The following is a 24,526-nucleotide window of genomic DNA, read 5'->3' as shown; positions in this document are numbered from 1 at the left end:
CCCGTAGTCCCACCCTTGCATCAAAGTGGACGATCACCGTGCTTGCCGCCCTGCTTCTCGCTTCGATAGTCGCGTCGCCTAATATGCCTGACGTCAAGCTCAGCGCCGCCACGGTGGACGAACTTCAGACCGATTTCGAGAGCGCCGTGCCGTGCCATCAGATCGATGGACGCAAGGTGTGGAAGGGTGCGATCGCGTTCTACATCCAGTCGTTCGTCTATGATGGCGACAGGCCGGTCGCGACCGATGCGGCGGATGCCGTACTTCCAGAAGACAACAGCGCCGAGACGGTGAAGGAATTCGAAGACGCCTGCGCCGCCACGCAGCCGGCCTAGCCTCTTTGCACAAAAACGCTCGCGATTCGTTCGAATCGCCGTGCCGTCGCGCAACGCGCTGCCCCACGGCCCTCCGTTTGGGCACGATCATCGCCCAAACCCGCTCTGCTCCCGTAAAAGTGACCAATCGACACGCACAGACGCGCCAATTGTCTGAATTCACGGAATTTTAGGCACTTGCGGAACACATATGGAACAGATAGTGTCTGTTCTTGATTTGTTTCACGCCTCTGGGAGCGACGTGCCATGCTGACCCGCAAGCAACAGGAATTGCTTCTCTTCATTCACGAACGCATGAAGGAGTCAGGCGTCCCACCATCATTCGATGAAATGAAGGATGCGCTCGACCTGGCGTCGAAGTCCGGCATTCACCGTCTGATCACGGCACTCGAAGAACGCGGGTTCATTCGCCGTCTGCCGAACCGAGCCCGCGCGCTCGAGGTCATCAAGCTTCCGGAAGCCTACGCGTCAAGCCAGCAGCAGCCCCGCCGCGGCTTCTCGCCCAGCGTGATCGAGGGCAGCCTCGGCAAGGCGCCAGCGGCCGCTCCTGCCGCACCGCCAAAGCCCACGCCCGTGGCCGACAACACATCGGTTTCCGTCCCGGTCATGGGCCGCATCGCTGCCGGTGTGCCGATCTCGGCGATCCAGAACAACACGCACGACATTACCATACCGCTCGACATGATCGGCAACGGCGAACACTACGCTCTCGAAGTCAAGGGCGACTCGATGATCGAAGCCGGCATCTTTGACGGCGACACGGTGATCATCCGCAATGGCAATACGGCCAATCCCGGCGATATCATCGTGGCGCTCGTGGATGATGAGGAAGCGACGCTGAAGCGCTTCCGGCGCAAGGGCGCATCGATCGCGCTCGAAGCCGCGAACCCTGCCTACGAAACAAGGATTTTTGGGCCCGATCGGGTGAAGATCCAGGGCAAGCTCGTCGGGCTGATCCGCCGCTACCACTGATTCCGAGGGAAACCTGGCATCCGACCGAGCCTCGCCACCGCTTGCGGCTGCGAGGCTCTGTTTATTGAAGGCGACCTGAAGGCACGCCTCTTACTCGTGGATGGTGTACTCGCCGAGCTCGCAGAGGTCCTGCATGTCTTCGGTCGTATCGAGGCCGGAGCCTTCTTCGAACTCGAAGCGCATGTCGTACTTGCAGACCTCCCGGCCGTCGGCGATGGTGATCTCCATGTCTTCCCCTGGGTTCAGCACCTGCCGGCCGAAAACATCGTCTTCCCACTCATTGACGCCCACAGGCGACGTATAGAAGTTCGTCAGCACTGCGTTGGTGTTGTTCTTCAGCTTGAAAACCAGATCCTCTGCCTGCGCCTCAAATGTGGTCGCAGCGAAGAGGGCCAAGGCCGTCAGGACAAGTTTCGTCTTCATATATGCGATTGCCTCCGTTTTGATGATGACGGACGCTACCGATGCGGCTGATGTCAGCGGAGTCATCGTTCCCCCTCTACCGATTTCACCGAAGCGATAAGATCCGATAGTGGCTTAGAAGACGTGGCTTGTGCGGGCGTGTGGAGGCAAACACACACAATCGCTCTGCCCTGAGGCAGAACGTCTATCCGCACTAAAATGAGGTGAGAGTTATTGGAGGCCTCGCCCGGAATTGAACCGGGGTACAAGGATTTGCAGTCCTCTGCGTCACCACTCCGCCACGAGGCCTCACAGCTCGGATAACCGAGCGTTGGCGCGGATTTAGAATGATTGCAGAAAAACCGCAAGAGGCATTTTCCGAAAAACGCGCCGTCGATTTGTAAGACGGATACTTTCCACAGAGCGATCGCGAACCTCCGCCGATCGCATCTGGGGTGGCCTCAACACCAGGGCGTCGCGTGTCCTGTCCACGGCCGCACCAGCCCCTCGGATACGAGCACACGCCCGATAGACTGGTCGCCGCGGGTGACCAGCCGCAGCTTTTCACCGGCCTTGGCATCCTGACGGCCGCTCGCCGTTTCCAGCCTGAAGTCACCCGCATTCAACAATTCGCGCAGGCGCTGCTTGGCATAGAAGCCGCGCGAACGTTCCTTGTCGCAGCTTGCCTGGCGAATACGCGGCGCATCGACGTCTGCGACGCGGATCGTTTCGCCGTGGTACAGGAAGGTGGCGCCGTCGATCACGCAGTTGTCGTTGCGAATCCCGCAGAAATAAAACTGATCCGTGCGAACGGATGCCGTCTTCACTTCCTCACTGGGCCGCACCACGGGTGTCGGCGCCTTGGCGCCGACGTCAACGGACGGCACCGGAGCGGCAAGGGCAACTCTTGTCACCGGATTCGGCTTCCGCTTCTCCGCCTGTTGCGCGGGACGCTCGTCCGCTTTCTGCGCGACACGAACGGGCTTCGGCCTCGACTCGTGTCGGGACGTGGACGCGACCACGTCCGATACCACCGGCCAATGTTTCAGTTCGGCGCGATGATCGTAAGCGACCACGCCGCCGACAGTGAGTGCGGCGGCCAGATACCACGGCGCCATACCGCCTTGTTTGCCCCTGCTCCGACCGGAATTCCGGCTTCGACGTTTCGTAGTGGCTTTGGCCATGCGTTCCCATCCTGATTCGCGACCGCATTATGCGTTTGATGGGTTGCCGAAAAGTTTTCGGCGGCCTCCCTCAACAAAGGGTTCAGCCGCTTCGCTGGGAATCAATTGGCAGAGAATCGAAGCCGAGGCATCCGGGACGGTTGACCGCAATAGCTCCGGTTCACGAGCCGTTCGAAGAATTGGCTCGTCCGCGCCAGCGCGCCCACCAGACAGCCAGCCGACGCCGGCGACGGCGGACGGATGGGATATCGTGAGAAAGCACGATGAGGCCCAACGGTATCATCCAGAAGCCGAGCACCGGCAGAAAGCCGAGAAAACCAAAGAAGATCAGGAGCGAGCCCAACAGGATACGCAGCAGTGGTGATTCCGGCAGCGTGATGCGCCACTTCCCGAGCACGATCTGACGCGTCTGCGGATCAATCCCGAAATGCGTCTGCTTCCTGTTTTTATTCATCATTCCCTATCCGGCATCTTTTCCCACAATTGGGGACTTCTCCACAGCCTGGCAACCGAACTTGTCATTTTTTTTGAAAAAACCGCTTGGCAAATCGGAAAAGCATGCGTATTAGCAGCCTCACTTCTGAAGCGCACAGCGAAACAGCGGCGCGGATGATCCCTGGTAGCTCAGCGGTAGAGCATTCGACTGTTAATCGACAGGTCGCCGGTTCGAATCCGGCCCGGGGAGCCAGTTTCAAAAAGAGCCATTTGCAGAAAATGCGAATGGCTCTTTTTCATTTTGCACCTAAGTTCCCCCGGTGATCAATCCCAGTCCTAGACGGCACCTATGACAAAGGCGGCGCCCATCATCGTCTGGTTCCGCAAGGACCTGCGCCTTGGCGACAACAGGGCCCTTGCGGCTGCGGCCAATGAGGCCGCCGTCATTCCGCTCTATATCCGGGAGCCGCACGGAAGCGGCAACGGTCCGCTGGGCACGGCGCAGCAATGGTGGTTGCACCATTCGCTGGAAGTGTTGGAGGCTCGACTGGGCCGGCTCGGCTCGCGACTCATTCTCCGCTCCGGCGACCCGCTGGACGTCCTCAGTGAGGTGTCGCGCCTATCGGGATCGAAGCGTGTCCATTGGAATCGCCGCTACGACCCGTGCGGCATCGCCACCGATATAGCCCTGAAGAAAGCACTCGCGGCTCAGGGCATCGCGGCCGAGAGCTTTGCCGGGCAATTGCTGCACGAGCCCATGCGCTTGCTGACGACGACCGGCGGGCCCTATCGCGTGTTCACGCCTTTCTGGCGCGCGCTCGAAGCGAAGGTTGAGCCGGCTCCGCCGATCGACGAGCCGCAAAAGATCGCGACGCCGGAAAGCTGGCCCCCTTCAGAACAGCTTGACGCGTGGTCGCTTCTGCCAACGAAACCGAACTGGGCAGCGACGTTCAGTGAAATATGGATGCCGGGGGAAAAAGGCGCGACCACCCGCCTCGACGAATTTATCGACGAAAAGCTTGCAGACTACAAAGTGCGCCGGGACCGTCCAGAGGCTGACGGCACATCCCTGCTCTCTCCTCACCTCGCCTTCGGAGAAATCTCGCCGGCGCAGATCTGGCACGCGACGCAGGGAATCGAGACCGATGGCGGTGAAGGCATTGCCACCTTTCGCAAGGAAATCACCTGGCGCGAATTCTCCTACCACCTGTTGTTTCACTATCCCGAACTCCCGCGTCGCAATCTCGATCGCCGGTTCGATCGTTTCCGCTGGCTGGACCACGAAGGAGATTTTTCCCGCTGGACCAAGGGTTTGACCGGTTTCCCGATCGTCGACGCCGGCATGCGCCAGCTCTGGCGGCATGGCTACATGCACAATCGCGTGCGGATGATCGCCGCCTCGTTCCTCATCAAGGACCTGCTGATCGACTGGCGGAAAGGCGAACAATGGTTTCGCGACACCCTCGTGGATGCGGATCCGGCCAACAACGCCGCAAGCTGGCAATGGGTCGCGGGATCGGGCGCGGATGCGGCGCCGTTCTTCCGGATCTTCAATCCTGTTCTCCAGGGCGAAAAGTTCGACCCGGATGGAGCCTATGTGAAGCGATTCATACCGGAACTCGATCGGCTTGAGCCACGCTACATCCATCGCCCCTTTGCGGCTCCGGCTGCCGTGCTTTCGGGCGCCGGCATCGAACTCGGCACAACCTATCCAAAACCGATCGTCGACCACGCCCTTGCGCGGGATCGGGCGCTTTCAGCGTTCCGCGAGATCACAAGCCCGCCAAGAGAACCGTAACGGATACGCGCACCCGGTAGAAATCCATGGTTGGCGTCTCGGGCGATTGCCGCTAGGCTCACCTTACGGATGCAACAGCTGAGGGGGTGGTGTATGCGTGAGCTGGAAGCAAGTCTCGCCGCGTTCAACGGCGCACAGGAGCTTTCCGCCGAGAATCTCTCGATGGTCCTGCGGGATTTCCCATTGAAGGCACGCATGGTGCTCAGCGCGCTCGTGCATCTTCAGGCCGGGACATTGATGCTCACGGTGCCGGATGGCCGCAAACTGGTGATGAGGGGCAAGAGAGCGGGCCCAAGCGCGATTCTCACCTTGAACAACTGGAACCTGCCGCAACGCGCCGTGACAGGCGGCACGATCGGGGCTGCCGAAAGCTATATCGACGGCGACTGGGACAGTCCCGATGTCGGCGCTTTTCTCGAGCTCTTCCTCGTCAATGCCGAGATCGGCAAGCACTTCCCGAACCGGGCGCGCGGCCTGCTTCATCTTGTCGAAAAGTTCCTGCACTGGCGCAACGCGAATACGAAAACCGGCGCACGCCGCAACATCTCCGCTCACTATGACCTCGGCAACGCCTTCTACAGCGAATGGCTGGATCCGAGCATGACCTATTCGTCCGCACTCTACGCCACCGGCGCCAACGACCTTCGCTCCGCGCAGGCGGCCAAATATCGCGCTCTGGCGGAAGCCACCAACCTGCGCGCTGGCGACCACGTGCTGGAGATCGGCTGCGGCTGGGGCGGCTTTGCGGAATTTGCAGCGAGCGAGATCGGCTGCAAGGTGACCGGGTTGACGATCAGCCGCGAGCAACTGGCCTTCGCCCGCGAACGCATCCACCGGGCCGGCCTTGCCGACCGCGTCGAACTGAAATTCCAGGACTACCGCGAGGAAAAAGGCACCTATGACCGCATCGTCTCGATCGAAATGTTCGAAGCGGTCGGCGAAAAGTTCTGGGCGACTTATTTCTCGCAGCTCAAGCGGTGCCTGAAGCCCGGCGGCAAGGCCGGCCTGCAGATCATCACCATCAAGCCCGAAGCCTATGAGGAGTACCGCTCCAATCCGGACTTCATCCAGAAATACGTTTTCCCGGGTGGAATGCTGCCGACGCGCGAACATCTCATCGACCTTGGCCGCCATGTCGGCCTGCGCATGATCAACGATTTCGGCTTCGGCATCGATTACGCCCGGACACTCGGCGAATGGCGCGAGCGCTTCTGGTCGGTCTGGAACAGGATCGAGCCGTTGGGCTTCGACCTGCGCTTCAAGCGGCTGTGGGAGTTCTATTTCTACTACTGCGAAGCCGGCTTTCGCGCCCGCAACATCGACGTCCGGCAGATCGTCTTCGAATAGGAACGCGCATGGCGCGTCTTTACCGCGTCACGGGTTGCGCTTAAGAGGCGGTCGTTCCAATTCTCTTTTGAAGGTTCCGCATGCGCCTTGCATGGTTTTTCCTCGCGCTCGCCATCGCGACCGAAGTGGTGGGCCTGACGGTGATGAAAGCCGCCTCTTCGAGCGGCTCTTATCTCGGCCATATCGTCATGTATGTCTCGATCGCGCTTTCCTACGTCTTCCTGGCCAAGGCCGTGAAGACGATCTCCGTCGGTGTCGCCTATGCGATATGGGAAGGTTCTGGCGTCGCAATCATCACGCTGGTTTCCGTCTTCGTCTTCGGCCATGTGTTGACCGGACGCGAAATGCTGGGGCTTTCGATGGCGATCGTCGGCATATTGCTCGTCAATGCCGGCGAGCGCCACGACGAGGACGAAGCCGCGGTGGAAGGTGCAGCCAATGAGCGCGCCTAGCATCTACTTCGCCTTGGCCGTGATGGCAGGCATCCTCGATGTCGCCGCCAACCTCGCCTCGACGAAATCGGAAGGGTTTGCCCGCCGCGGCTGGGGCGCCCTCTCCATCCTGCTGGTGCTTGCCGCCTTCGCGCTGCTTGCCGAGGCGATCAAGGGCATGGAACTCGCTATCGCCTATGCCGTGCTTGGCGCGACCGGGATCTTCGGAACGGCCATCTGCGGACGGCTGCTCTTCGGACAGAAACTGAAGCCGATCGGCTGGGTCGGGCTTGGCCTCATCTTCGGCGCCGTGCTGGTGCTTCACACGGCCTGACGCCGACGCTCGCCGGAGCCGGCGTGTTTCTTCGCTTCTCTTGCCTCGGTCACGACACCCGTCAGCCGCCTGATAAGAGCGAAATAGAGGCTATAGGGCAGCAGACGCATGAGCTTCACCGCATAGGTGAAATGCCGCGGAAAGGTGATTTCGAAGCGCCTGGACTTCAAACCCGCGATGATGCGATCCGCCGCCTGTTCGGAGGTGACGAGAGCCGGGCGCGGAAAGCGGATTCGTGCGGTGCCGGGCGTATCGACAAAACCGGGGCAGATGATCTGCAGGCGGATGCCGATCCGATCGAGATCAAACTTGAGGCTTTCGGCCATATTGATCAACGCAGCCTTGGAGGCGCCGTAGGCGGCGCTGGTAGGCAACCCGCCATAGCCGGCAACGGAAGACACGATGGCGATGTGGCCAAAGCCCTGCGCCTTCATATGCGCAACGGCCGGCAGCAGGCAGTTGACCACCCCATTGAGATTGACTGCGAAACTCTTCTCGAAGGCTTCGCGATGGAGATCATCGCCTCGCACCGGGACGGCCACTCCGGCATTGAGGATCACCAATGACAGGTGGCCATGATCGTACTCGATCGCAGCCAACACGCGCTCCATGTCCTTTGGGTCGGTGACGTCGCCGTCGAGAACCGTGATCCTTCCGTCACCCGCCGCCTCATGCTGCAGGTCCACCAGCTTCTCGTGACTTCTGGCGGTGACGACCACCGAATAGCCTTCACGCACCAACTTGAGCGCCAGCGCCCGCCCGATACCCGCGCTCGCGCCGGTAACCCAAGCCAGTTTATGTTCGGATTTCGCAGACTGAATACTCATCACTCACTCCTCGGCACGCGCCGGAAACACGCACGCATCTCCTTGTGGGCGAAAAAGTCTTGCCCGGCCCTTCATCGCGGCAACGCTCCTTGCCGCTGAGCCCCACATGCCTTGGAGACGATTTTTGTTCGGGACAGAGCGGCGGCGAAACGCTATTTCTTGCCTGAAGTGCAGGCTGAGCCGAAAACACGCCAACATTTCGGCGGTCCGGGATCGTTGTTGATTTTCGTCAGCCGCCGTTCGTATTTCCCTGGTACGTGTCGCCCTGCCCCGGCGCCTGTCCTCAAACACGAGGTTCTGAAAATGGCCATCCTACCGTCCGTCCTCGAAGCGATCGGCAACACACCCTTGATTCGGCTGAAGGCCGTGTCGGAGGCCACGGGCTGCGACATCCTCGGCAAGGCCGAGTTCCTCAATCCGGGGCAATCGGTGAAAGACCGCGCCGCACTCTGGATCATCCGGCAAGCGGAACGGAGCGGACAGTTGCGCCCGGGCGGGGTCATCGTCGAAGGCACGGCCGGCAACACCGGCATCGGGCTGGCGCTGGTCGGCCAGGCACTTGGCTATCGCACCGTCATCGTCATTCCGGAAACCCAGAGCCAGGAAAAGAAGGACGCCTTGCGGCTGCTTGGCGCCGAGCTCGTCGAAGTGCCGGCCGTTCCCTACAAGAACCCCAACAACTACGTGAAGATCTCCGGCCGGCTCGCCGAGCAACTGGCGAAGACCGAGCCGAACGGCGCCATCTGGGCCAACCAGTTCGACAACGTCGCCAACCGTGACGCGCATGTGGAAACCACGGCGCCGGAGATCTGGCGCGACACGGACGGCAAGGTCGATGGCTTCATCTGCGCCGTCGGCTCCGGCGGCACGCTCGCCGGCGTTGCACAGGGGCTGAAGGCGAAGAACCCGGCGATCAAGATCGGCCTTGCGGATCCGCAAGGGGCGGCACTCTACAACTTCTATACCAACGGCGAACTGAAGTCCGAGGGCAGCTCGATCACCGAGGGCATCGGCCAGGGCCGCATCACCGCCAATCTCGAGGGCTTCACGCCGGATTTCTCCTACCAGATCCCCGATTCGGAAGCCGTCCCTTACGTCTTCGACCTGATCGAGCGCGAAGGCATCTGCGTCGGCGGCTCGACCGGCATCAACATCGCCGGTGCCGTTCGTCTCGCCAGGGAGCTCGGTCCGGGACATACGATCGTGACGATCCTCTGCGACTATGGTAACCGCTATCAGTCGAAGCTCTTCAATCCGGATTTCCTCACCTCCAAGGGGCTGCCGGTGCCGACCTGGTTGAAGACGTCTTCTCACATTGCGGTGCCATACGAATCAGTTGGATAGGAATGCGATGACCAGGACCGTGACCGCCCTTTTCCGAGACGATTTCTACCTCTCGACCTGCGAAGCAAGCGTCACCGGAATTCTGGAAGATGGCGGGATCGAACTGGATCAAACCTGCTTCTACGCAACCTCCGGCGGCCAGCCCGGCGACACCGGCTTTCTGGAGCGGGCCGATGGCAGCCGGATCGACATCGCGGTCGCCCGTCACGGCGAAACCAAGGATATCATCGTCCATGTGCCGGCCGAAGGGCAGTCGGTACCGGCTGTTGGCGAGAGACTCGTTCTGCATATCGACTGGCCCCGCCGCTATCGCCTGATGCGCATGCACACCGCCTGCCATCTGCTCTCGGTCGTCTGCCCCTTCCCGATCACCGGAGCCTCGGTCGGCGAAGACGAGAGCCGTGTCGATTTCGACATGAGCGAGACGATCGACAGGGACGACGTCACCACGGCGCTGATGAAGCTCGTCGAAGAAAACCATCCTGTCTACGTCCAGTGGATCACCGACGAGGAACTCGCCGCCAATCCCGGCATCGTCAAATCGAAGAATGTGCGCCCGCCTGGCGGCCTTGGGCGCGTCAGCCTTGTCTGCATCGGCGAAAATTCGGCAGTGGATAGCCAGCCCTGCGGCGGTACCCATGTGTCGGAAACGCAGGAAGTGGGCGCCATCCACATCGCCAAGATCGAGAAAAAGGGTAAGGAGAACCGTCGGTTCCGTATCCGCTTCGGCATGCCCGAAGATCGCGCATCAGTTTGAGTAGGGAGTTGCGACTGTGACCAACAACAAAAGCGCCTTTGTCGTATCGGCCGATTGGCTGCAGGAGCGCCTCGGCGATCCCGCGATCCGGATCCTCGACGCCGCCTGGTACCTGCCGGCCCAGAACCGCAACCCGAAGGCGGAATACGATGCCGGGCACATTCCCGGCGCCGTCTTCTTCGATCAGGACGTTATTGCCGACCACACGAGCGGCCTGCCCCACACCCTGCCCTCGCCGGAAGCCTTTGCCTCGGCGGTTGGTGCGCTGGGCGTCAGCGAAAAGGACACGATCGTCGTCTATGACGGTCCCGGCATCATGACCGCTCCGCGCGTGTGGTGGATGCTGCGCATCATGGGCGCCAGGAACGTCTACGTGCTCGACGGCGGCATGGACGGCTGGAATACGGAGGGCCGCCCCGTCAGCACCGAGGTACCCTCACCGAAGCCGGTAACGTTCAACGTCAATTTCAATCCGGCGGCCGTGACTTCCTTCGCACGGATGACGGAAATCGTTGCCGATGGCTCGATCCAGATCGCCGATGCCCGCGGTGCCGGACGCTTCTATGGCGAGGAGCCGGAGCCGCGTGCCGGCATGCGCTCGGGCCATATGCCCGGGGCGTACAGCCTTCCCTCCGGCACTTTTTCGGAAAACGGAAAGTTCAAGGATCTCGCGACGCTTCGCCAAACTTTCGCCGACGCCGGCGTCGATCTTTCCAAACCTGTCGTTACGACCTGCGGCTCCGGTGTCACCGCCGCCATCATCACGCTGGCGCTGCAATCGCTCGGCCACACGAACAACACGCTCTATGACGGTTCCTGGTCGGAGTGGGGTGGCCGCGCAGACACGACGATCGTAACCGGTCGAGAGTGAAATCATGCGCTCGCCGAAGCTCGCCCCCCTGACAGCACACGTAACCGAACTCGAGATGACGGCGGCGCCGAAGCAGAGCCTGCCGATGCCCGTCAATATCCAGACCGCCATCCTGCGCGTCTCCGACATTCCGCTCAGCTACTATCGATTCCTGTACCTGCGTGTCGGCCGCCGCTGGCACTGGACCGAGCGGCTGCGGATGAACGACGAGGAACTCGCCGCCGTGCTCGGCGACAAGCGCACGAGTGTCACGGTGCTCTATGTCAACGGCGCGCCGGCCGGCTTCTTCGAGCTGCGCCAGGGCGAGGACGACGTCGTCGAGCTTGTCCATTTCGGGCTGATGGAACATGCGCTCGGGCTTGGCCTCGGCAAGTGGTTCCTGCTCCAGACGCTGTTTGCCGCCTGGGCGCTGAACCCGAGCAAGCTGACGGTAACGACCAACAATCTGGATCACCCCCGCGCACTGCAGCTTTACCAGCAATTCGGCTTCTCGCCGGTCGCCACCCGTGAGACCACGGTCGAACCTTTGACCGACGACGAACTGCTGACCCTGGCGAAAAATCTCTGACGCATCTCGCCCGGCAAGTTCCGGGTGTCGAAACGATCGCGACCGGCGCAATCTCCTGATCGAACAATCAAACCGATCAAGGAGATGCGCCATGACGTTGCGCTACATTCCAATGTCCGACGACGAAGCGCGGCGGATCCGCGAGGGCGGGCCGGATGCCTATGGCAACCGGCCGGAGCGAGAGATATCCGATGGTGACGGCGTGCCCTGCCGGCACTGCCTGCGCAATGTCGGAGCCGGCGAGCCCTATCTGATCTTCGCTCTGCGGCCGTTTTCGACGTTGCAGCCCTATGCGGAGACCGGCCCTGTGTTCATGCATGCCGAGGAATGTCCGGCGCATGACGGCGATACGCTTCCGCCGATCTTGGCTTCGAGTGTCAGCTATCTGCTGCGCGGTTATGGCGAGAGCGAACGGATCGTCTACGGGACCGGCGGTGTCGTTCCGACGGAGCAGTTGCAAGCGCGAGCGGAAGAACTGCTGGCCCGACCGGACGTTGCCTCCGTGCATGTGCGTTCGGCCAAGAACAATTGTTACCAGTGCCGGATCGAGCTGACCTGACCACCAAATTCGGCCCGGCATTGCTGCCGGGCCGAAAGCCTCGTTCCGTCAGGCGACGTTCAGCACAGCCTCGGGCGCAAAGGCATCATAACCGAGCGCTTCGGCCACTGGCGCGTTGGTGACGCGTCCGCGATGAACATTCAGACCGGCACGCAGATGCCGATCCTCGGCAATCGCCTTCAGGCCCTTATCCGCGAGCTGCAGGCCGTAGTGCAGCGTGGCGTTGTTGAGCGCATGCGCAGAGGTCACCGGCACGGCGCCCGGCATGTTCGCCACGCAATAATGCACGATGCCATCGACCTCGTAGGTCGGGTCGGAATGCGTCGTCGCGTGGGATGTCTCGAAGCAGCCGCCCTGGTCGATCGCGACGTCAACGATGACGGCCCCCTTCTTCATGCCGGTCAGCATTTCGCGGGTCACGAGCTTCGGCGCCGCAGCCCCCGGGATGAGCACTGCCCCGACTACCAGATCGGCGGAGAAGACTTCCTCCTCCAGCGCGTCGATGGTCGAGTAGCGTGTGTGCACGCGGCCGGCGAAAAGATCGTCGAGCTGGCGCAGGCGCGGGATCGAGCGATCGATAATGGAGACGTCGGCGCCAAGCCCGGCCGCCATGCGCGCCGCATGCAGGCCGACGACGCCGCCGCCGATGACGGCCACCTTCGCCGGCAGTACGCCCGGCACGCCGCCGAGCAGGATACCGCGGCCGCCATTGGCCTTCTGCAGCGACGTCGCGCCCGCCTGGATGGCCAGGCGTCCGGCAACCTCGGACATCGGCGCAAGCAGCGGCAGACCGCCGCGGTCGTCGGTGACGGTTTCATAGGCGATCGCCGTGACGCCGGAATTGAGCAGACCCTTGGTCTGTTCCGGATCGGGCGCAAGATGCAGATAGGTGTAGAGAATCTGGCCTTCGCGGAGCTGCACCCATTCGGAGGGCTGTGGCTCCTTGACCTTGACGATCATGTCCGATTTTTCGAACACTTCCTTTGCCGTCGCGACAATCTTCGCGCCAGCGGCACGGTAAGCATCGTCATCCGCGCCGATCCCTGCCCCGGCCTTGGTTTCCACGATCACCTCGTGGCCATGGGCAACATATTCACGCACCGAGCCGGGCGTCAGGCCGACTCTATATTCATGGTTTTTGATTTCCTTCGGGCAACCGACACGCATCCTCGCGTTCCTCTCCTGTTATGGGCTTTTCGCCACTTTTGACGAGGTATTCAGCAAAACACGCCGTGAATCGAATGTCCTTGCAAAGACGAAACCCGGGGCGCATTGATTTCGAAGAATATTGCGTGAAGTGACGCATGATTGGGGGGAAACACGAATGAGTGAACTCGATGCCATCGATCATGCGATTCTGCGCATTCTCCAGCAGAATGGCCGCATCTCGAATGCCGACCTCGCGGCGAAGGTCGGGCTCTCTCCGTCAGCCTGTTCGCGACGAGTCGATATCCTGGAGAAATCAGGAACGATTGCCGGCTATCATGCCCGCATCGCCCATAAGGCGCTCGACTACCAGATCATGGTGATCGTCCATATTTCGCTGTCGGGCCAGTTCGCCAAGACGCTCGCCGAGTTCGAAGCGGCGGTGAAGCTCTGTCCGAACGTACTCGTCTGCTACCTGATGTCAGGCGAGTACGACTACATCCTGAGGGTCGCCGCCAAGGACCTTCAGGATTACGAGCGCATCCACCGCGATTGGCTCTCGGCGCTCCCCCATGTGGTCAAGATCAATTCCAGCTTCTCGCTGCGGGAAGTGATCGACCGGCCGAATGTCGGCATTTGAAGGATTGAATGCAGCCTAACGGCCGACGACGCAGTCGCGGCCCCGTCCCTTGGCGGCGTAGAGCCGAAGATCTGCCTCCGACAGCAGGTTCTCGATCGCCGCCCCGTCGTCCGGCGTCGACGACAGACCGATGCTTGCGGTCACCGGCTGTCCGTCCGGGGTCGAGACGCGATCCGACACGGCAACGCGAATCTCGTCCGCGCGCCGCAAAGCATCGCCATGAGCCATTGCCGGGCAAAGGATCACGAACTCCTCGCCACCATATCGAAACAGTCGGTCGACCGGACGCAACTTCGACTTCACCGTCTCGACCAGCCGCTGCAGGACGCGGTCGCCCTCCTGGTGGCCGAAGCGGTCGTTGACGCCCTTGAAATGGTCGACGTCGATGATCATCAAGGTGACGGCCGCATTGTCGGCGCTCGCCGCGCGCAGCATTGCCGGCGCTTCGATCTCGAACCGGCTGCGATCGAGCGAACCCGTCAGCGTATCCTGCCCGGACCGGGACAGCAGGTCCTCGTAGCGTTCGCGGAACGTCAATGCATTGAAGATGTCGCCAAGCGGCCGGTCCGACATCGCCAGGAACGGATGGCGCGAGGCATTGAGATAAAGTCCGATCGCGATCGCATAGAAGGGTGCTGCCAGCATCTTCGCCATCCAACCACCCCAGAAGACCTCGAAGGGTGCACCGTTCCACCAGCGAAGTGCCGCGTAGAAGGCAGCCTGATCGAATGTCAGCACGACGACGCCGCAGATGAGAAATCGGAGCGTCACGAAGCGCCGCAACCACCGGCCCAGTCGCTCGTAAAGCAGAATGATCATCAGCGAATCGAAATAGAGGATTGTCGTGCCCCAGACCATCAGCCACCCCATCTCGTCGATGAAGGCGAGGTCGGCGGACCGCTCCGCCACGATCGCTACGGTGTCGTGCTGGCGCAGCAGAAGGCTGAGCGCGACCGTCAGGAAATTACCGGCGAGCAAGCCGTAGATCGGCTGGCGAACGGTTGCCGCGTCTTCCTTCACATAAAGGAGCAGGATCATCATCAGCTTGCCGGAGAAAAGGACAGCAGAGCCTGGCGAGATCACGCCGAACGGCAGTTGCACATAGAAGACGGCGGCGAGATAGGTCTCGATGAAGTGCATGACGCCGAGTGCGGCGACGAAGACGCCAAGCCCCAAGCGGGCGCGAAGATGCAGCAGCCCGATCATCGCCGTAACGTAGACCAGCGCCTCGCCGACGAAGAGAAGAAGGTTGGCGTTTGGCATGTGCTTGAAAAAGTTCCGTTTCCCGAAGCACGGTTAAACAGGAAGTTTGAAGAAAACTTTAGCGGAACCCGCGGCTGTCAGCCGCCGGAATGCGAAAATCTGCCGCTTTCGGAAATGTCGCCTTTCCGGCATAGTCGCCGCCAACCCACCGTGGTTCGCGTATCTGCGAACAAAACTCCGGATTGCACTCGTCTCGGAAAAACCGGGATCCTTGATAAATGGAGGACCGCATGCCATCGATGACATCCCCGCTCCACCTTACGCGCCGTTCGCTTCTCGCGGGGGCCGCGGCTTCTTCGGCGCTTGTCATGCTGCACCCCTTCTCCGTCCGCGCCGCCGCCAACCAGGCACATCTCAGAATCATGGAAACGACGGACCTGCACGTTCACGTCTTTCCCTACGACTATTACGGCGACAAGCCCAACGATACGGTCGGCCTTGCGCGCACCGCCTCGATCATCGACGCCATCCGCGCCGAAGCGACAAACTCCATCCTGATCGACAATGGCGATTTCCTCCAGGGCAACCCGATGGGCGACTATATTGCCTATCAGCGCGGCATGAAGGACGGCGATATCCACCCTGTCATCGCCGCCATGAACGTGCTTGGCTATGATTGCGGCACGCTTGGCAACCACGAATTCAACTATGGCCTGGACTTCATGTTCAAGGTCCTGAACGGCGCGAACTTCCCGCTCGTCTGCGCCAACCTGACGAAGGGTACGCTTGCCGCCAACGGGCGTCAGGATGAGCTGTTTCTCAAGCCCTACGTCATTCTCGACCGCAAAGTGAAAGACGGCTCCGGCGCGGAACATCAGGTCCGCATCGGGCTCATCGGCTTCGTTCCGCCGCAGATCATGACCTGGGACGCCAAGAACCTCGAAGGCAAGGCCAATGCCCGAGACATCGTCAAGGCCGCCGAAGCCTGGGTGCCGCAGATGCGCGAGGAAGGTGCTGATATCGTCGTCGCTCTCTCGCATTCGGGCATCGGCCAGCAGGGCTATGTCGAGAACCTGGAGAACGCTTCGGTGCCGCTTGCGGCGGTCGCAGGCATCGATGCGATCGTGACCGGCCATAGCCACCTGGATTTCCCCGGGCCGAAGTTCGACGGCATCGCGGGGGTCGATAACACGAAGGGCCTGATCTCCGGCAAGCCCGGCGTCATGGGTGGCTTCTGGGGCTCGCATCTCGGCCTGATCGACCTGCTGATCGAACGGGAGGGTGGCGCCTGGCGTGTCGTCAGTTCAACCAGCGAGGCGCGGCCGATCTACCGTCGCGAAGAGAAGAAGGTGATCGCCGAGGTCGTCGACAAGCCGGAGGTGCTGGCCGCCGCGAAGAAGGACCACGAGGCAACACTCGCCTATGTGCGCACGCCTGTCGGCAAGACCAGTGCGCCGCTCTATTCCTACTTCGCCCTGGTCGCCGACGACCCGTCCGTGCAGATCGTCAGCCAGGCGCAGACCTGGTACATCAAGGACATGTTGAAGGAGACCGAGTACCGCGACCTGCCGGTACTTTCGGCCGCCGCCCCCTTCAAGGCCGGCGGCCGCGGTGGCGCGGACTACTACACCGACGTCCCCGCCGGCGACATCGCGATCAAGAACGTCGCCGACCTCTATCTCTATCCGAATACGGTGCAGGCCGTCGTCATAACCGGCGACCAGGTGCGCAACTGGCTGGAAATGTCAGCCGGCATCTTCAACGAAGTCAAACCAGGCGCCTCGGACGCGCCGCTAATCAGCGGCGGTTTCCCGTCCTACAATTTCGACGTCATCGACGGCGTCACCTATCAGATCGACCTTTCCGTGCCGCCGAAGTTCGACAAGGACGGCAACACGATCAATGCATCGTCGAACCGTATCAAGAACCTGCAGTTCAACGGGCAACCAATTGATGCGGCGCAGAAATTCGTGGTCGCGACCAACAACTACCGGGCCGGCGGCGGCGGCAATTTCCCCGACATCGCCGCCGACAAAGTGGTATTCGTCGCCCCCGACACCAACCGCGACGTCGTGGTGCGCTACATCATCGATCAGGGCACGATCAATCCATCTGCCGACGCCAACTGGACCTTCGTGCCGCTCGCCAATACGACCGTCACCTTCGACAGTGGCCCGAAGGCCCGGCAGTTCCTGGCGCAAGTGAAGGGTGTGACCATCGAGGATGCCGGTGACGCCGCCGAAGGCTTTGCCCGCTTCCGGATCAAGCTCTGAGCTTCAGGCGAACCAGGGTCGGGCCGCCCGTCTCGAGGCGGCCCATCATTTTGAGCGGACGATGAAGATCTAGCTGGTCCGGCGATCCATACACAGGCCGATGAAAATTAGCGCGAGACATTAAGAATGTCCGCTAACCATCTGAGAAAATTTGGTTACGCCGCAGCTGGCGACTGATCAAACCTGACGCGACTGGGCGTCGTCGGAAAACAGCGACGGGCCGGTCTGATCGATGATCTGGCGTCCCTTGCGCAGAGCGGCATCGATCGCGTCCTGCTCCGAGGTGAAGAGATCGGCGCGGATGAAGCTGCGGGTCTTGGTGCCGCCATCCGCTGAGGCCTTCTCGATGCTCCCAGCCAGACGAAACTGCGAGCCTTCGCGCATGGGCGTCGCGCGGATGGTGCATTCGGCATAGGCCACGGTCTTTCCAGGCGCAGCCTGCGTCTGGTTTTCAGAGGAGCCCGAACGGCCGAACAGTTTCGAGAAAAACGATGCCATGCCCAAGACTTAGACGCCGCGGCCAACCCTGTCAAAGCCTAAGTGCCGATAATCAACCGCAGCGCCCTGGTCCCGATTAAATGATGAGATTGGAGAGGATTTCGTTCTCGGTGATGTCCTGGTAGCGAAGCCCCGCGGCGTCGAAGCGAGCCTTCAACACCGGGAAGTTCTCGGCGTGTTTGGTCTCGATGCCGATCAGAATCGAGCCGAAGTTGCGCGCCGATTTCTTCAGATACTCGAAGCGTGAGATGTCGTCCTCGTCGCCGAGCAGATTGAGGAAGTCGCGAAGCGCGCCGGGCCGTTGCGCCATGCGCAGAATGAAGTACTTCTTGAGCCCGGCATGGCGCATCGCGCGCTCCTTGACATCGGGCAGGCGATCGAAATCGAAATTACCCCCGGAAACGACGGCAACCACCGTCTTGCCCGCGAGTTTCTCGGGGCCGAGTACTTCCAGGGCCGCAACCGAAAGGGCGCCTGCCGGTTCCAGCACCACACCTTCGACATTCAGCATCTCGACGATCGTCAGGCAGATCGCATTCTCGGCCAAAAGCATCACCTGATCGGCGGAAAAGCGACGGAGCGCTGCAAAATTGAGATCGCCGATCCGACCGACTGCGGCACCGTCGACGAAGTTGTCGACCTGGTCGAGGGTCACGACGCTGCCGGTTTCGAGGCTCTCGCGCAGGCTCGGTGCACCGGCGGGTTCGCAAAAGATGAAATGATCCGCTGCAACCACGTCCTTGAGATAACCCGTCACACCGGCAGCAAGGCCGCCGCCGCCAACGGGTAGAACAACGAGATCGGGCGTGACGCCATCTGGCAGTTGCCAAGCGATTTCCGCCGCGACGCTTGCCTGCCCCTCGATGATGTCGGCGTGATCGAAAGGCGGCACCATGACGCCGCCGATCGCTTGGACGTGATCGCGCGCCGCCTTGTAGCACTGGTCGAAGATATCGCCGACGAGGCGGATGGTGATGAACTCACCGCCAAACATGCGGGTCTTGTCGATCTTCTGCTGCGGCGTCGTCACCGGCATGAAAACGACGCCCGGCACGCCGAAGTGACGGCAGACAAAGGCAAAGCCCTGGGCGTGGTTACCGGCCGAGGCGCAGACGAAGGTCTTGCCGGATGCGTCGGCGCCCAGCGCCTTGCGGAAGAAGTTGAAGGCGCCGCGGATCTTGTAGGAACGGACGGGCGACAGGTCTTCGCGCTTGAGGTAGATGTTGGCGCCGTAGCGCGCGCTCAAGTGCTCGTTGAGCTGCAGCGGCGTCGGCGGGAAGATCTCCCGCAAGGCTTCGGTTGCGGCTTCAACATCCTGCTTCATCGCGTGCGGTCTTCCGTTGAGTTGGCTAGAGCATCCGCTCTCAAGTGGAATCACTTGAGGCGGACAGATGCTCTAGAATCAAAATGCTAGAGCGTCCTTAGTGCGTTCATCTGAACGCACAGCGCTCTAGTGGCTGTGGCTATTGCACATTGCAACGCCCGAAGCCATCGCTTTGACTCGAATCGGACCGCCGTGAACAATGCAGCCGCATCCCCAACGGCTGGGACGTCCGCAACGCTTTCCGGGAAATTGAACGCTTGAACGCAACTCTGATCCGGCATGCTGTGCACATCGCGGCAATCCTCGGCATCTATCTCGCATGCGCGATGCTGGTGCCGGCGATGGTTGATCTCTACTACGGCCATCCCGACTGGCAGATCTTCGCCGCCTCGGCCTTCCTGGTTGGCGGGTTGTCGCTTGCGACCTTCATGGCGACCCGCATGGGGCCGCCGCCCTTCTCCAAGAAGTTCGGCTTCGTCCTCGTCAACCTGCTGTGGGCCGTGTTTTCGGTGGTCGGCGCGATCCCGCTCTGGCTGTCGTCGCTCGACCTCGATTTTGCCCAGGCGCTGTTTGAGTCCGTATCGGCAATCACCACGACCGGCGGCACCGTCATCGTCGGGCTCGACGTCGCGCCGCCCGGCCTGCTCGTCTGGCGCTCGCTACTCTGCTGGCTCGGCGGCATCGGCATCGTCGTGCTCGGCCTCTTCATCATCCCCTATCTCAGGGTCGGCGGCATGTCCTTCTTCAAGATGGAATCCTCCGATACCAGCGACAAGCCGTTTGCACGCCTCGCCAGCTTTAGCCGCGCGTTCCTGATCGTCTATGTCGTCATCACGCTCCTCTGCACCATCGGCTACTTCCTGACCGGCATGAACCGCTTCGACGCGATCAACCACGCGATGTCGACGGTGGCGACCGGCGGCTTTTCCACCCATGATGCATCCTTCGCCTATTTCGGCAGTATTCCACTGCTCTGGACGGCGACCTTCTTCATGGCGCTTTGCAGCCTGCCGTTCTCGATCCTGATCGTGCTGGTGGCGCGCGGCCGGCTTGACGCGCTGCGCGATCCGCAGATCATCGTCTTTCTCGGCTATCTCTCTGCCTTTTCGGTCGCAGTGGCGGTCTATCACCGCCTGGCGAATGGCGTCGAATTTCACCTGGCCCTGGCGCATTCCTTCTTCAACATCACCTCGATCCTCTCGACCAGCGGCTATGCCAGCCAGGACTACAGCCTCTGGGGGCCCTTCGTCGTCATGGCCGCCTTCATCGCGACCTTCATGGGCGGTTGTTCCGGATCGACGGCAGGCGGCATCAAGGCATATCGGTTCATCGTGCTCTTCAACGCGATCCGCTCGGGGCTCAACAAGCTCGTCTATCCCAATGCGATCTACGCCGTGCGCTATGGCAACAACACCGTCGATGCCGACACGCAGCGCGCCATCTTCCTGTTCTTCATCACCTATATCCTGCTCTGGGTCTTCGGCAGCCTCGCCATGGGTGCGCTCGGCTACGACCTGGTCACAGCGACATCGGCTGTCATCACCTGCCTTTCGAATGTCGGCCCCGGGCTTGGCCCCATCATCGGGCCGGCCGGCAACTTCTCGACGCTCGGCGATCCCGAGCTCTATCTGCTGTCGCTGATGATGCTGCTCGGCCGTCTGGAAGTGCTGACCGTGCTCGTGATCCTGACGCCGGTGTTCTGGAAGCATTGACCATTGGCCGGCCAGCCCTATCGTCTTGACTTGATGCGGCAGATGCCGAAAGTCGGTGTCATCCGGCGATGGGGGAACGTCATGGTGAAACATATTCTTCTTCTGGCGACGCTGAGCGCCGCCACGACACTATCCGGACACTCCATCGCCCACGCCGGACCGCTCACCGACGCGGCGGCGCAGGCGGAGAAACTTGCCGCTTCGGGCGATGCGGCAAAGGCGCGAGACCTGCTTCTCAAGGCGATGAGCGACTTTTCGCAAACGCTGCCCTTCGCGATCGGCAAGGCGATCTTCGTCTCCAAGCAGCCGACTGGTTATGCGATGTACCAGCCGCGAGACGGCTCGGTCTTCAAGGAGGGAGAGTCGCTGATCTCCTACATCGAGCCGATCGGCCTCTCCTGGAAGGATGCGGCAGAGAAGGGCAAGCTCGAGAGCCATTTCACCGTCGACTTCGATATCCTCAATCCGAAGGGTGACGTTCTCGCCGGCCAGAAGGCCTTCGGCGACTTCACCTTCACCGGTTACCTCAGGAACCAGGAAATCTATTCGACGCTGACCATCGATGTTTCCGGCGCGCCGGCCGGCGACTACGTGCTGCGCTTCCATTTCAATGACGTCAACAGCGGCAAGACCGCTAGCGTCGACCAGCCCTTCAAGATTGCCGGACCGTAAGATCATGCCCCATGCAATAACGACTGTTGGTTTCGATGCCGACGATACGCTTTGGCAGAACGAACAGTTCTTTCGCCTGACCGAGGCACGCTTCGCCGAACTTCTGAGCCCCCACACCGACACCGAGCATCTGTCCGAACGGCTGCTTGCCGCGGAGAAACGCAATCTCGCTCTCTACGGTTTCGGCATCAAAGGCTTCGTTCTGTCGATGGTCGAGACCGCGGTGGACGTGACGGATGGGAAAGTCCCCTCATCCGTGATCGCCGAAATCCTGGCGGCCGGCCGCGACATGCTTGTCCATCCGGTCGAACCCCTGCCCCATGTCCAAGAAACACTCAGTGCCCTTCACGGCACCTTCCGCCTTGTCATGATCACGAAAGGCGATCTCTTCGACCAGGAGCGCAAGCTCGCGGCCTCCGGCCTTGGCGATTATTTCGACGCCGTCGAGATCGTCAGCGACAAGAATGCGAGCACCTACGAACGCCTCTTCAAGCGCCATGGCGACGGGCCGCTGAAAAGCCTGATGGTCGGCAACTCTCTGAAATCCGACATCGTTCCGGCCCTCGATGCGGGAAGCTGGGGTGTTTACGTCCCACATGCACTGACTTGGGCATTCGAGCATCACGACAAGCCGGAGAACCATCGGAGATTTCGCGAGATCGACGATCTCGGCGGATTGCCGCCGATCCTTGAACGCTTGCCGCTCTAGGCACGCGGGCTAATTGCCCTCCTGGGGCCACACCACCAAAAGGCTGTTGGCGAGGCGTCGGAGGCTATCGCGACCGCATCCGCGCTAGCGCGTCGAACGAAATCAGCGGTTGTACTCCCTATCCACCGCACTCCGAATCAGCGCGATATACCATCGCGATTTCGTCAGGGGGGAGTGACAATGGCACAAATATTCGGTGCAACAATTTCAATGCTGCTGCTCGGCACGCTGATCGGGTGGCTGCTGCGCAAGGTCTCCGCTCTCAGCGTGCTTTCGTCCCGTCTGGCGGGCTTGGTCGTCTTGGCGTTCGTGGCTCCTGCCATCTACTCATTCAATTCGGGCCGCCCCTATTTCGAAATGTTCATCCTCTGCGGCATCGCCGCGCTCATCGCAGCTGTCGTCTTCTACTTTCTGAAGCCTAAGCAACAGAGCGCCTGAGCGGCAATCCACCTTTCACCTGTCTGATGCACTTGACTGTTCCCCTTGAGTGTTTGATCTAGGGGGCAAAGCGGGCGTGGCGAAACTGGTAGACGCAAGAGACTTAAAATCTCTCGGCCTTGGCTGTGCGGGTTCGATCCCCGCCGCCCGCACCAGACATCCGGCTTTCAATGATTATTCCGCGCACGTGTAGCCGCTCGCTGAGAAGCGAGAGGTTGCTTCAGAGAGCGCGACCGCTCAGCTGTTGTAGTAGTAGCAATCGCATTCGGCCCGGTAGGCATCGTCGTGCCATACCCGGACGGCGAGCTTCGTTGCGCATCCCTGGTTTTCCAGCCTGAGGCCGAGAAGGGAGACCGCTGCCGCCTTCGAATTGGGGGCGTCCACCTCGATTGCCGATCCGACCTGGTGGACTCCCTGCCGCGGGGTCCAGGTGAAGATCTGAACGTTATAGTGCATCGAATATCCTCCGTGGGAGAGATGGTGTGCACGCAATACTCACGCTTGTGTTCGGATTGAGCCGGCTGCCTTGAAGCGTACTAGCCGTCTTCTACGGTCGCTTCCGGCCGATCGCCGCCGTCTGTGTGCTCGAAGTGCCAGTGGCCTTCGTCATCCTGGAAACTGATATCTTCGTCGTCGCCGCCGACTTGTTGTTCGGCGGCGGCAGCCTTGGCGGCGGCTAGCGCCATTTCGCGGCTGGGAAAGGGCTCCGAATATGCTTCGGCGGCCTTATAGGCCCATCCTCCGTCATGAGGAACGATGGTGTAAGTGATCCGCGCCATACTTCCCTCCCAATCGTCCGAAAACGCTTCGGTCTTCGGCGGGCCGTTGCCGCACGGCCGTTCTTTCCTCCTCGTCAAAGGCATGTTCATGCCGAACGCCGCGGATATTACCACAGGTGCGGTGCGAATTGCCACCTTCGCGAATCACTCAGAAACGGCGTGCCGCGAATCAAAAAAGCGGCCCCTCTCGGAGCCGCCCTTGATCAAAAAATCCAATATCTTAAACCAATCAATCGGCGAGCTTCGCGGCGATCTTGGCGACATGTGCGCCCTGGAAACGAGCAGCTTCGAGTTCAACCTCGGAGGGCTGGCGCGAACCGTCGCCGCCGGTGATCGTCGAGGCGCCGTAGGGCGAGCCGCCCTTGATCTCGTCGAGGCCCATCTGGCCCTGGAAGGCATAGGGAAGACCGACGACGACCATGCCGTGGTGCATCAGGGTCGGGATAAAGCCGAGGATCGTCGACTCCTGGCCACCATGCTGCGTCGCAGAGGATGTGAAGACCGAGCCGACCTTGCCGACCAGCTTGCCCTTGGCCCACAGGCTGCCCGTCTGGTCGATGAAGTTGCGCATCTGCGAGGCAACGGTGCCGTAGCGCGTGCCTGCGCCGAAGATGATCGCGTCATACTGCGCAAGTTCTTCGACGGTGGCGATTGGCGCTGCCTGGTCCAGCTTGTAGTACGAGGCCTTGGCGACTTCTTCCGACACAAGTTCGGGCACGCGCTTCACGTCCACTTCGGCGCCGGCCGATTTCGCGCCTTCGGCCACCGCATAGGCCATCGTTTCGACGTGTCCGTATGCCGAATAATAGAGAACAAGAACCTTGGCCATAAAATGCTCCTTTGGATTCAAGCGATCCCACTTGATCACTGCTGCCGGGAAGATTTATCAAAATGCGGCCGCTTGCCAGGAGCTGTCCGGGAAACAGACTGTTCTCGCCCGTCGAACAATAAACAATCACTGTTAAATG

The 24,526-nt window shown here is 61.1% G+C and carries 28 protein-coding genes and 3 tRNA genes; 19 read left to right on the top strand and 12 right to left on the bottom strand.

What is annotated here, in order from left to right; translation table 11 throughout:
- The first annotated feature begins 38 nt into the window (after positions 1 to 38).
- Both ACTJKE_RS15295 and lexA read left to right on the top strand, forming a co-directional pair.
- On the top strand, positions 39 to 335 hold the full coding sequence (locus tag ACTJKE_RS15295) for a hypothetical protein (RefSeq protein WP_093232472.1): 297 nt from the start codon (positions 39 to 41) through the stop codon (positions 333 to 335).
- A gap of 246 nt (positions 336 to 581) precedes the next feature.
- Positions 582 to 1,307: a transcriptional repressor LexA gene (lexA, locus tag ACTJKE_RS15290; RefSeq protein ID WP_112996220.1), complete on the top strand. Its 726-nt coding sequence runs from the start codon at positions 582 to 584 to the stop codon at positions 1,305 to 1,307.
- Positions 1,308 to 1,397: 90 nt separating this feature from the next.
- Here lexA and ACTJKE_RS15285 read toward each other — a convergent pair whose 3' ends face one another.
- The 4 genes from ACTJKE_RS15285 to ACTJKE_RS15270 form a co-directional block, all read right to left on the bottom strand.
- A complete protein-coding gene (locus ACTJKE_RS15285; protein ID WP_065373759.1) occupies positions 1,398 to 1,730 on the bottom strand; it encodes a hypothetical protein in 333 nt (110 codons plus the stop codon).
- Between the two features lie 214 nt (positions 1,731 to 1,944).
- A tRNA-Cys gene (locus tag ACTJKE_RS15280) sits at positions 1,945 to 2,018 on the bottom strand.
- A 152-nt stretch (positions 2,019 to 2,170) separates the two neighbouring features.
- Positions 2,171 to 2,827 carry a thermonuclease family protein gene (locus ACTJKE_RS15275; protein WP_082640824.1) on the bottom strand — a complete coding sequence of 219 codons (657 nt, stop codon included), beginning with the start codon at positions 2,825 to 2,827 and terminating at the stop codon, positions 2,171 to 2,173.
- A 226-nt stretch (positions 2,828 to 3,053) separates the two neighbouring features.
- Entirely contained in the window at positions 3,054 to 3,347 is a 294-nt protein-coding gene (locus tag ACTJKE_RS15270) for a hypothetical protein (protein WP_058322504.1), read from the bottom strand.
- A 159-nt stretch (positions 3,348 to 3,506) separates the two neighbouring features.
- On the opposite strand from ACTJKE_RS15270, the gene ACTJKE_RS15265 reads away from it, so the two are divergent.
- From ACTJKE_RS15265 to ACTJKE_RS15245, 5 genes are all read left to right on the top strand, one after another.
- Positions 3,507 to 3,581 (top strand) — tRNA-Asn (locus tag ACTJKE_RS15265).
- A gap of 96 nt (positions 3,582 to 3,677) precedes the next feature.
- Positions 3,678 to 5,126 carry a cryptochrome/photolyase family protein gene (locus ACTJKE_RS15260; protein WP_440691944.1) on the top strand — a complete coding sequence of 483 codons (1,449 nt, stop codon included), beginning with the start codon at positions 3,678 to 3,680 and terminating at the stop codon, positions 5,124 to 5,126.
- Between the two features lie 93 nt (positions 5,127 to 5,219).
- Positions 5,220 to 6,473 carry an SAM-dependent methyltransferase gene (locus tag ACTJKE_RS15255; RefSeq protein ID WP_110878387.1) on the top strand — a complete coding sequence of 418 codons (1,254 nt, stop codon included), beginning with the start codon at positions 5,220 to 5,222 and terminating at the stop codon, positions 6,471 to 6,473.
- 80 nt (positions 6,474 to 6,553) lie between these two features.
- Complete coding sequence (locus ACTJKE_RS15250; protein ID WP_057255994.1) at positions 6,554 to 6,925, top strand: SMR family transporter; 372 nt, start codon at positions 6,554 to 6,556, stop codon at positions 6,923 to 6,925.
- Positions 6,912 to 7,238 carry an SMR family transporter gene (locus ACTJKE_RS15245; RefSeq protein ID WP_057255992.1) on the top strand — a complete coding sequence of 109 codons (327 nt, stop codon included), beginning with the start codon at positions 6,912 to 6,914 and terminating at the stop codon, positions 7,236 to 7,238. Before ACTJKE_RS15250 ends, ACTJKE_RS15245 begins: the two co-directional genes overlap by 14 nt.
- On the opposite strand, the gene ACTJKE_RS15240 is transcribed toward ACTJKE_RS15245, so the two are convergent.
- Positions 7,226 to 8,065 carry an SDR family NAD(P)-dependent oxidoreductase gene (locus ACTJKE_RS15240; RefSeq protein WP_440691943.1) on the bottom strand — a complete coding sequence of 280 codons (840 nt, stop codon included), beginning with the start codon at positions 8,063 to 8,065 and terminating at the stop codon, positions 7,226 to 7,228. The genes ACTJKE_RS15245 and ACTJKE_RS15240 overlap by 13 nt on opposite strands.
- A gap of 303 nt (positions 8,066 to 8,368) precedes the next feature.
- Here ACTJKE_RS15240 and ACTJKE_RS15235 point away from each other — a divergent pair, with 303 nt between their 5' ends.
- The 5 genes from ACTJKE_RS15235 to ACTJKE_RS15215 all read left to right on the top strand — a co-directional run bounded on the left by ACTJKE_RS15235 (position 8,369) and on the right by ACTJKE_RS15215 (position 12,164).
- A complete protein-coding gene (locus ACTJKE_RS15235) occupies positions 8,369 to 9,409 on the top strand; it encodes a cysteine synthase A (RefSeq protein ID WP_440638663.1) in 1,041 nt (346 codons plus the stop codon).
- A gap of 7 nt (positions 9,410 to 9,416) precedes the next feature.
- Positions 9,417 to 10,166, top strand: a complete 750-nt coding sequence (locus ACTJKE_RS15230; protein ID WP_440691942.1) for an alanyl-tRNA editing protein — start codon at positions 9,417 to 9,419, stop codon at positions 10,164 to 10,166.
- 16 nt (positions 10,167 to 10,182) lie between these two features.
- Positions 10,183 to 11,037 carry a 3-mercaptopyruvate sulfurtransferase gene (gene sseA / locus ACTJKE_RS15225; RefSeq protein ID WP_440691941.1) on the top strand — a complete coding sequence of 285 codons (855 nt, stop codon included), beginning with the start codon at positions 10,183 to 10,185 and terminating at the stop codon, positions 11,035 to 11,037.
- Between the two features lie 4 nt (positions 11,038 to 11,041).
- On the top strand, positions 11,042 to 11,605 hold the full coding sequence (locus tag ACTJKE_RS15220) for a GNAT family N-acetyltransferase (RefSeq protein ID WP_440691940.1): 564 nt from the start codon (positions 11,042 to 11,044) through the stop codon (positions 11,603 to 11,605).
- A gap of 91 nt (positions 11,606 to 11,696) precedes the next feature.
- Positions 11,697 to 12,164 carry a DUF1203 domain-containing protein gene (locus ACTJKE_RS15215; RefSeq protein WP_440691939.1) on the top strand — a complete coding sequence of 156 codons (468 nt, stop codon included), beginning with the start codon at positions 11,697 to 11,699 and terminating at the stop codon, positions 12,162 to 12,164.
- 48 nt (positions 12,165 to 12,212) lie between these two features.
- Here ACTJKE_RS15215 and ald read toward each other — a convergent pair whose 3' ends face one another.
- A complete protein-coding gene (ald, locus tag ACTJKE_RS15210) occupies positions 12,213 to 13,331 on the bottom strand; it encodes an alanine dehydrogenase (protein WP_440691938.1) in 1,119 nt (372 codons plus the stop codon).
- A 157-nt stretch (positions 13,332 to 13,488) separates the two neighbouring features.
- Here ald and ACTJKE_RS15205 point away from each other — a divergent pair, with 157 nt between their 5' ends.
- Entirely contained in the window at positions 13,489 to 13,950 is a 462-nt protein-coding gene (locus ACTJKE_RS15205; RefSeq protein ID WP_057255972.1) for an Lrp/AsnC family transcriptional regulator, read from the top strand.
- A 15-nt stretch (positions 13,951 to 13,965) separates the two neighbouring features.
- Here the strand turns inward: ACTJKE_RS15205 and ACTJKE_RS15200 are convergent, their stop codons facing one another.
- Complete coding sequence (locus ACTJKE_RS15200; protein ID WP_440691937.1) at positions 13,966 to 15,213, bottom strand: diguanylate cyclase; 1,248 nt, start codon at positions 15,211 to 15,213, stop codon at positions 13,966 to 13,968.
- 239 nt (positions 15,214 to 15,452) lie between these two features.
- Here ACTJKE_RS15200 and ACTJKE_RS15195 point away from each other — a divergent pair, with 239 nt between their 5' ends.
- Positions 15,453 to 17,426: a bifunctional 2',3'-cyclic-nucleotide 2'-phosphodiesterase/3'-nucleotidase gene (locus ACTJKE_RS15195; protein ID WP_440692026.1), complete on the top strand. Its 1,974-nt coding sequence runs from the start codon at positions 15,453 to 15,455 to the stop codon at positions 17,424 to 17,426.
- A 177-nt stretch (positions 17,427 to 17,603) separates the two neighbouring features.
- On the opposite strand, the gene ACTJKE_RS15190 is transcribed toward ACTJKE_RS15195, so the two are convergent.
- Positions 17,604 to 17,924, bottom strand: a complete 321-nt coding sequence (locus ACTJKE_RS15190) for an HlyU family transcriptional regulator (RefSeq protein WP_113737537.1) — start codon at positions 17,922 to 17,924, stop codon at positions 17,604 to 17,606.
- A gap of 76 nt (positions 17,925 to 18,000) precedes the next feature.
- On the bottom strand, positions 18,001 to 19,248 hold the full coding sequence (gene ilvA / locus ACTJKE_RS15185; protein ID WP_440691936.1) for a threonine ammonia-lyase: 1,248 nt from the start codon (positions 19,246 to 19,248) through the stop codon (positions 18,001 to 18,003).
- 257 nt (positions 19,249 to 19,505) lie between these two features.
- On the opposite strand from ilvA, the gene ACTJKE_RS15180 reads away from it, so the two are divergent.
- The 5 genes from ACTJKE_RS15180 to ACTJKE_RS15160 all read left to right on the top strand — a co-directional run bounded on the left by ACTJKE_RS15180 (position 19,506) and on the right by ACTJKE_RS15160 (position 22,934).
- Positions 19,506 to 20,960: a TrkH family potassium uptake protein gene (locus ACTJKE_RS15180; protein ID WP_440691935.1), complete on the top strand. Its 1,455-nt coding sequence runs from the start codon at positions 19,506 to 19,508 to the stop codon at positions 20,958 to 20,960.
- Between the two features lie 81 nt (positions 20,961 to 21,041).
- Positions 21,042 to 21,632, top strand: coding sequence for a hypothetical protein (locus ACTJKE_RS15175; protein WP_057256090.1), 591 nt, complete (start codon positions 21,042 to 21,044; stop codon positions 21,630 to 21,632).
- A gap of 4 nt (positions 21,633 to 21,636) precedes the next feature.
- A complete protein-coding gene (locus ACTJKE_RS15170) occupies positions 21,637 to 22,341 on the top strand; it encodes an HAD family hydrolase (protein ID WP_057256088.1) in 705 nt (234 codons plus the stop codon).
- 180 nt (positions 22,342 to 22,521) lie between these two features.
- Positions 22,522 to 22,779 carry a hypothetical protein gene (locus tag ACTJKE_RS15165; protein ID WP_156414768.1) on the top strand — a complete coding sequence of 86 codons (258 nt, stop codon included), beginning with the start codon at positions 22,522 to 22,524 and terminating at the stop codon, positions 22,777 to 22,779.
- Positions 22,780 to 22,849: 70 nt separating this feature from the next.
- Positions 22,850 to 22,934, top strand: a tRNA-Leu gene (locus ACTJKE_RS15160).
- 82 nt (positions 22,935 to 23,016) lie between these two features.
- Here the strand turns inward: ACTJKE_RS15160 and ACTJKE_RS15155 are convergent.
- The 3 genes from ACTJKE_RS15155 to wrbA all read right to left on the bottom strand — a co-directional run bounded on the left by ACTJKE_RS15155 (position 23,017) and on the right by wrbA (position 24,387).
- On the bottom strand, positions 23,017 to 23,235 hold the full coding sequence (locus ACTJKE_RS15155; protein ID WP_057255959.1) for a hypothetical protein: 219 nt from the start codon (positions 23,233 to 23,235) through the stop codon (positions 23,017 to 23,019).
- 80 nt (positions 23,236 to 23,315) lie between these two features.
- On the bottom strand, positions 23,316 to 23,558 hold the full coding sequence (locus ACTJKE_RS15150) for a DUF2188 domain-containing protein (protein WP_057255956.1): 243 nt from the start codon (positions 23,556 to 23,558) through the stop codon (positions 23,316 to 23,318).
- Between the two features lie 229 nt (positions 23,559 to 23,787).
- Positions 23,788 to 24,387 (bottom strand): NAD(P)H:quinone oxidoreductase, encoded by a 600-nt coding sequence (gene wrbA / locus ACTJKE_RS15145; protein ID WP_057255954.1) that lies wholly within the window; start codon positions 24,385 to 24,387, stop codon positions 23,788 to 23,790.
- Positions 24,388 to 24,526 lie beyond the last annotated feature (139 nt).

The organism is Ensifer sp. 22521, from assembly GCF_052044795.1.
In the GTDB taxonomy this organism is placed as follows: domain Bacteria; phylum Pseudomonadota; class Alphaproteobacteria; order Rhizobiales; family Rhizobiaceae; genus Ensifer.
This window is presented reverse-complemented; position numbering and strand designations above follow the sequence as displayed.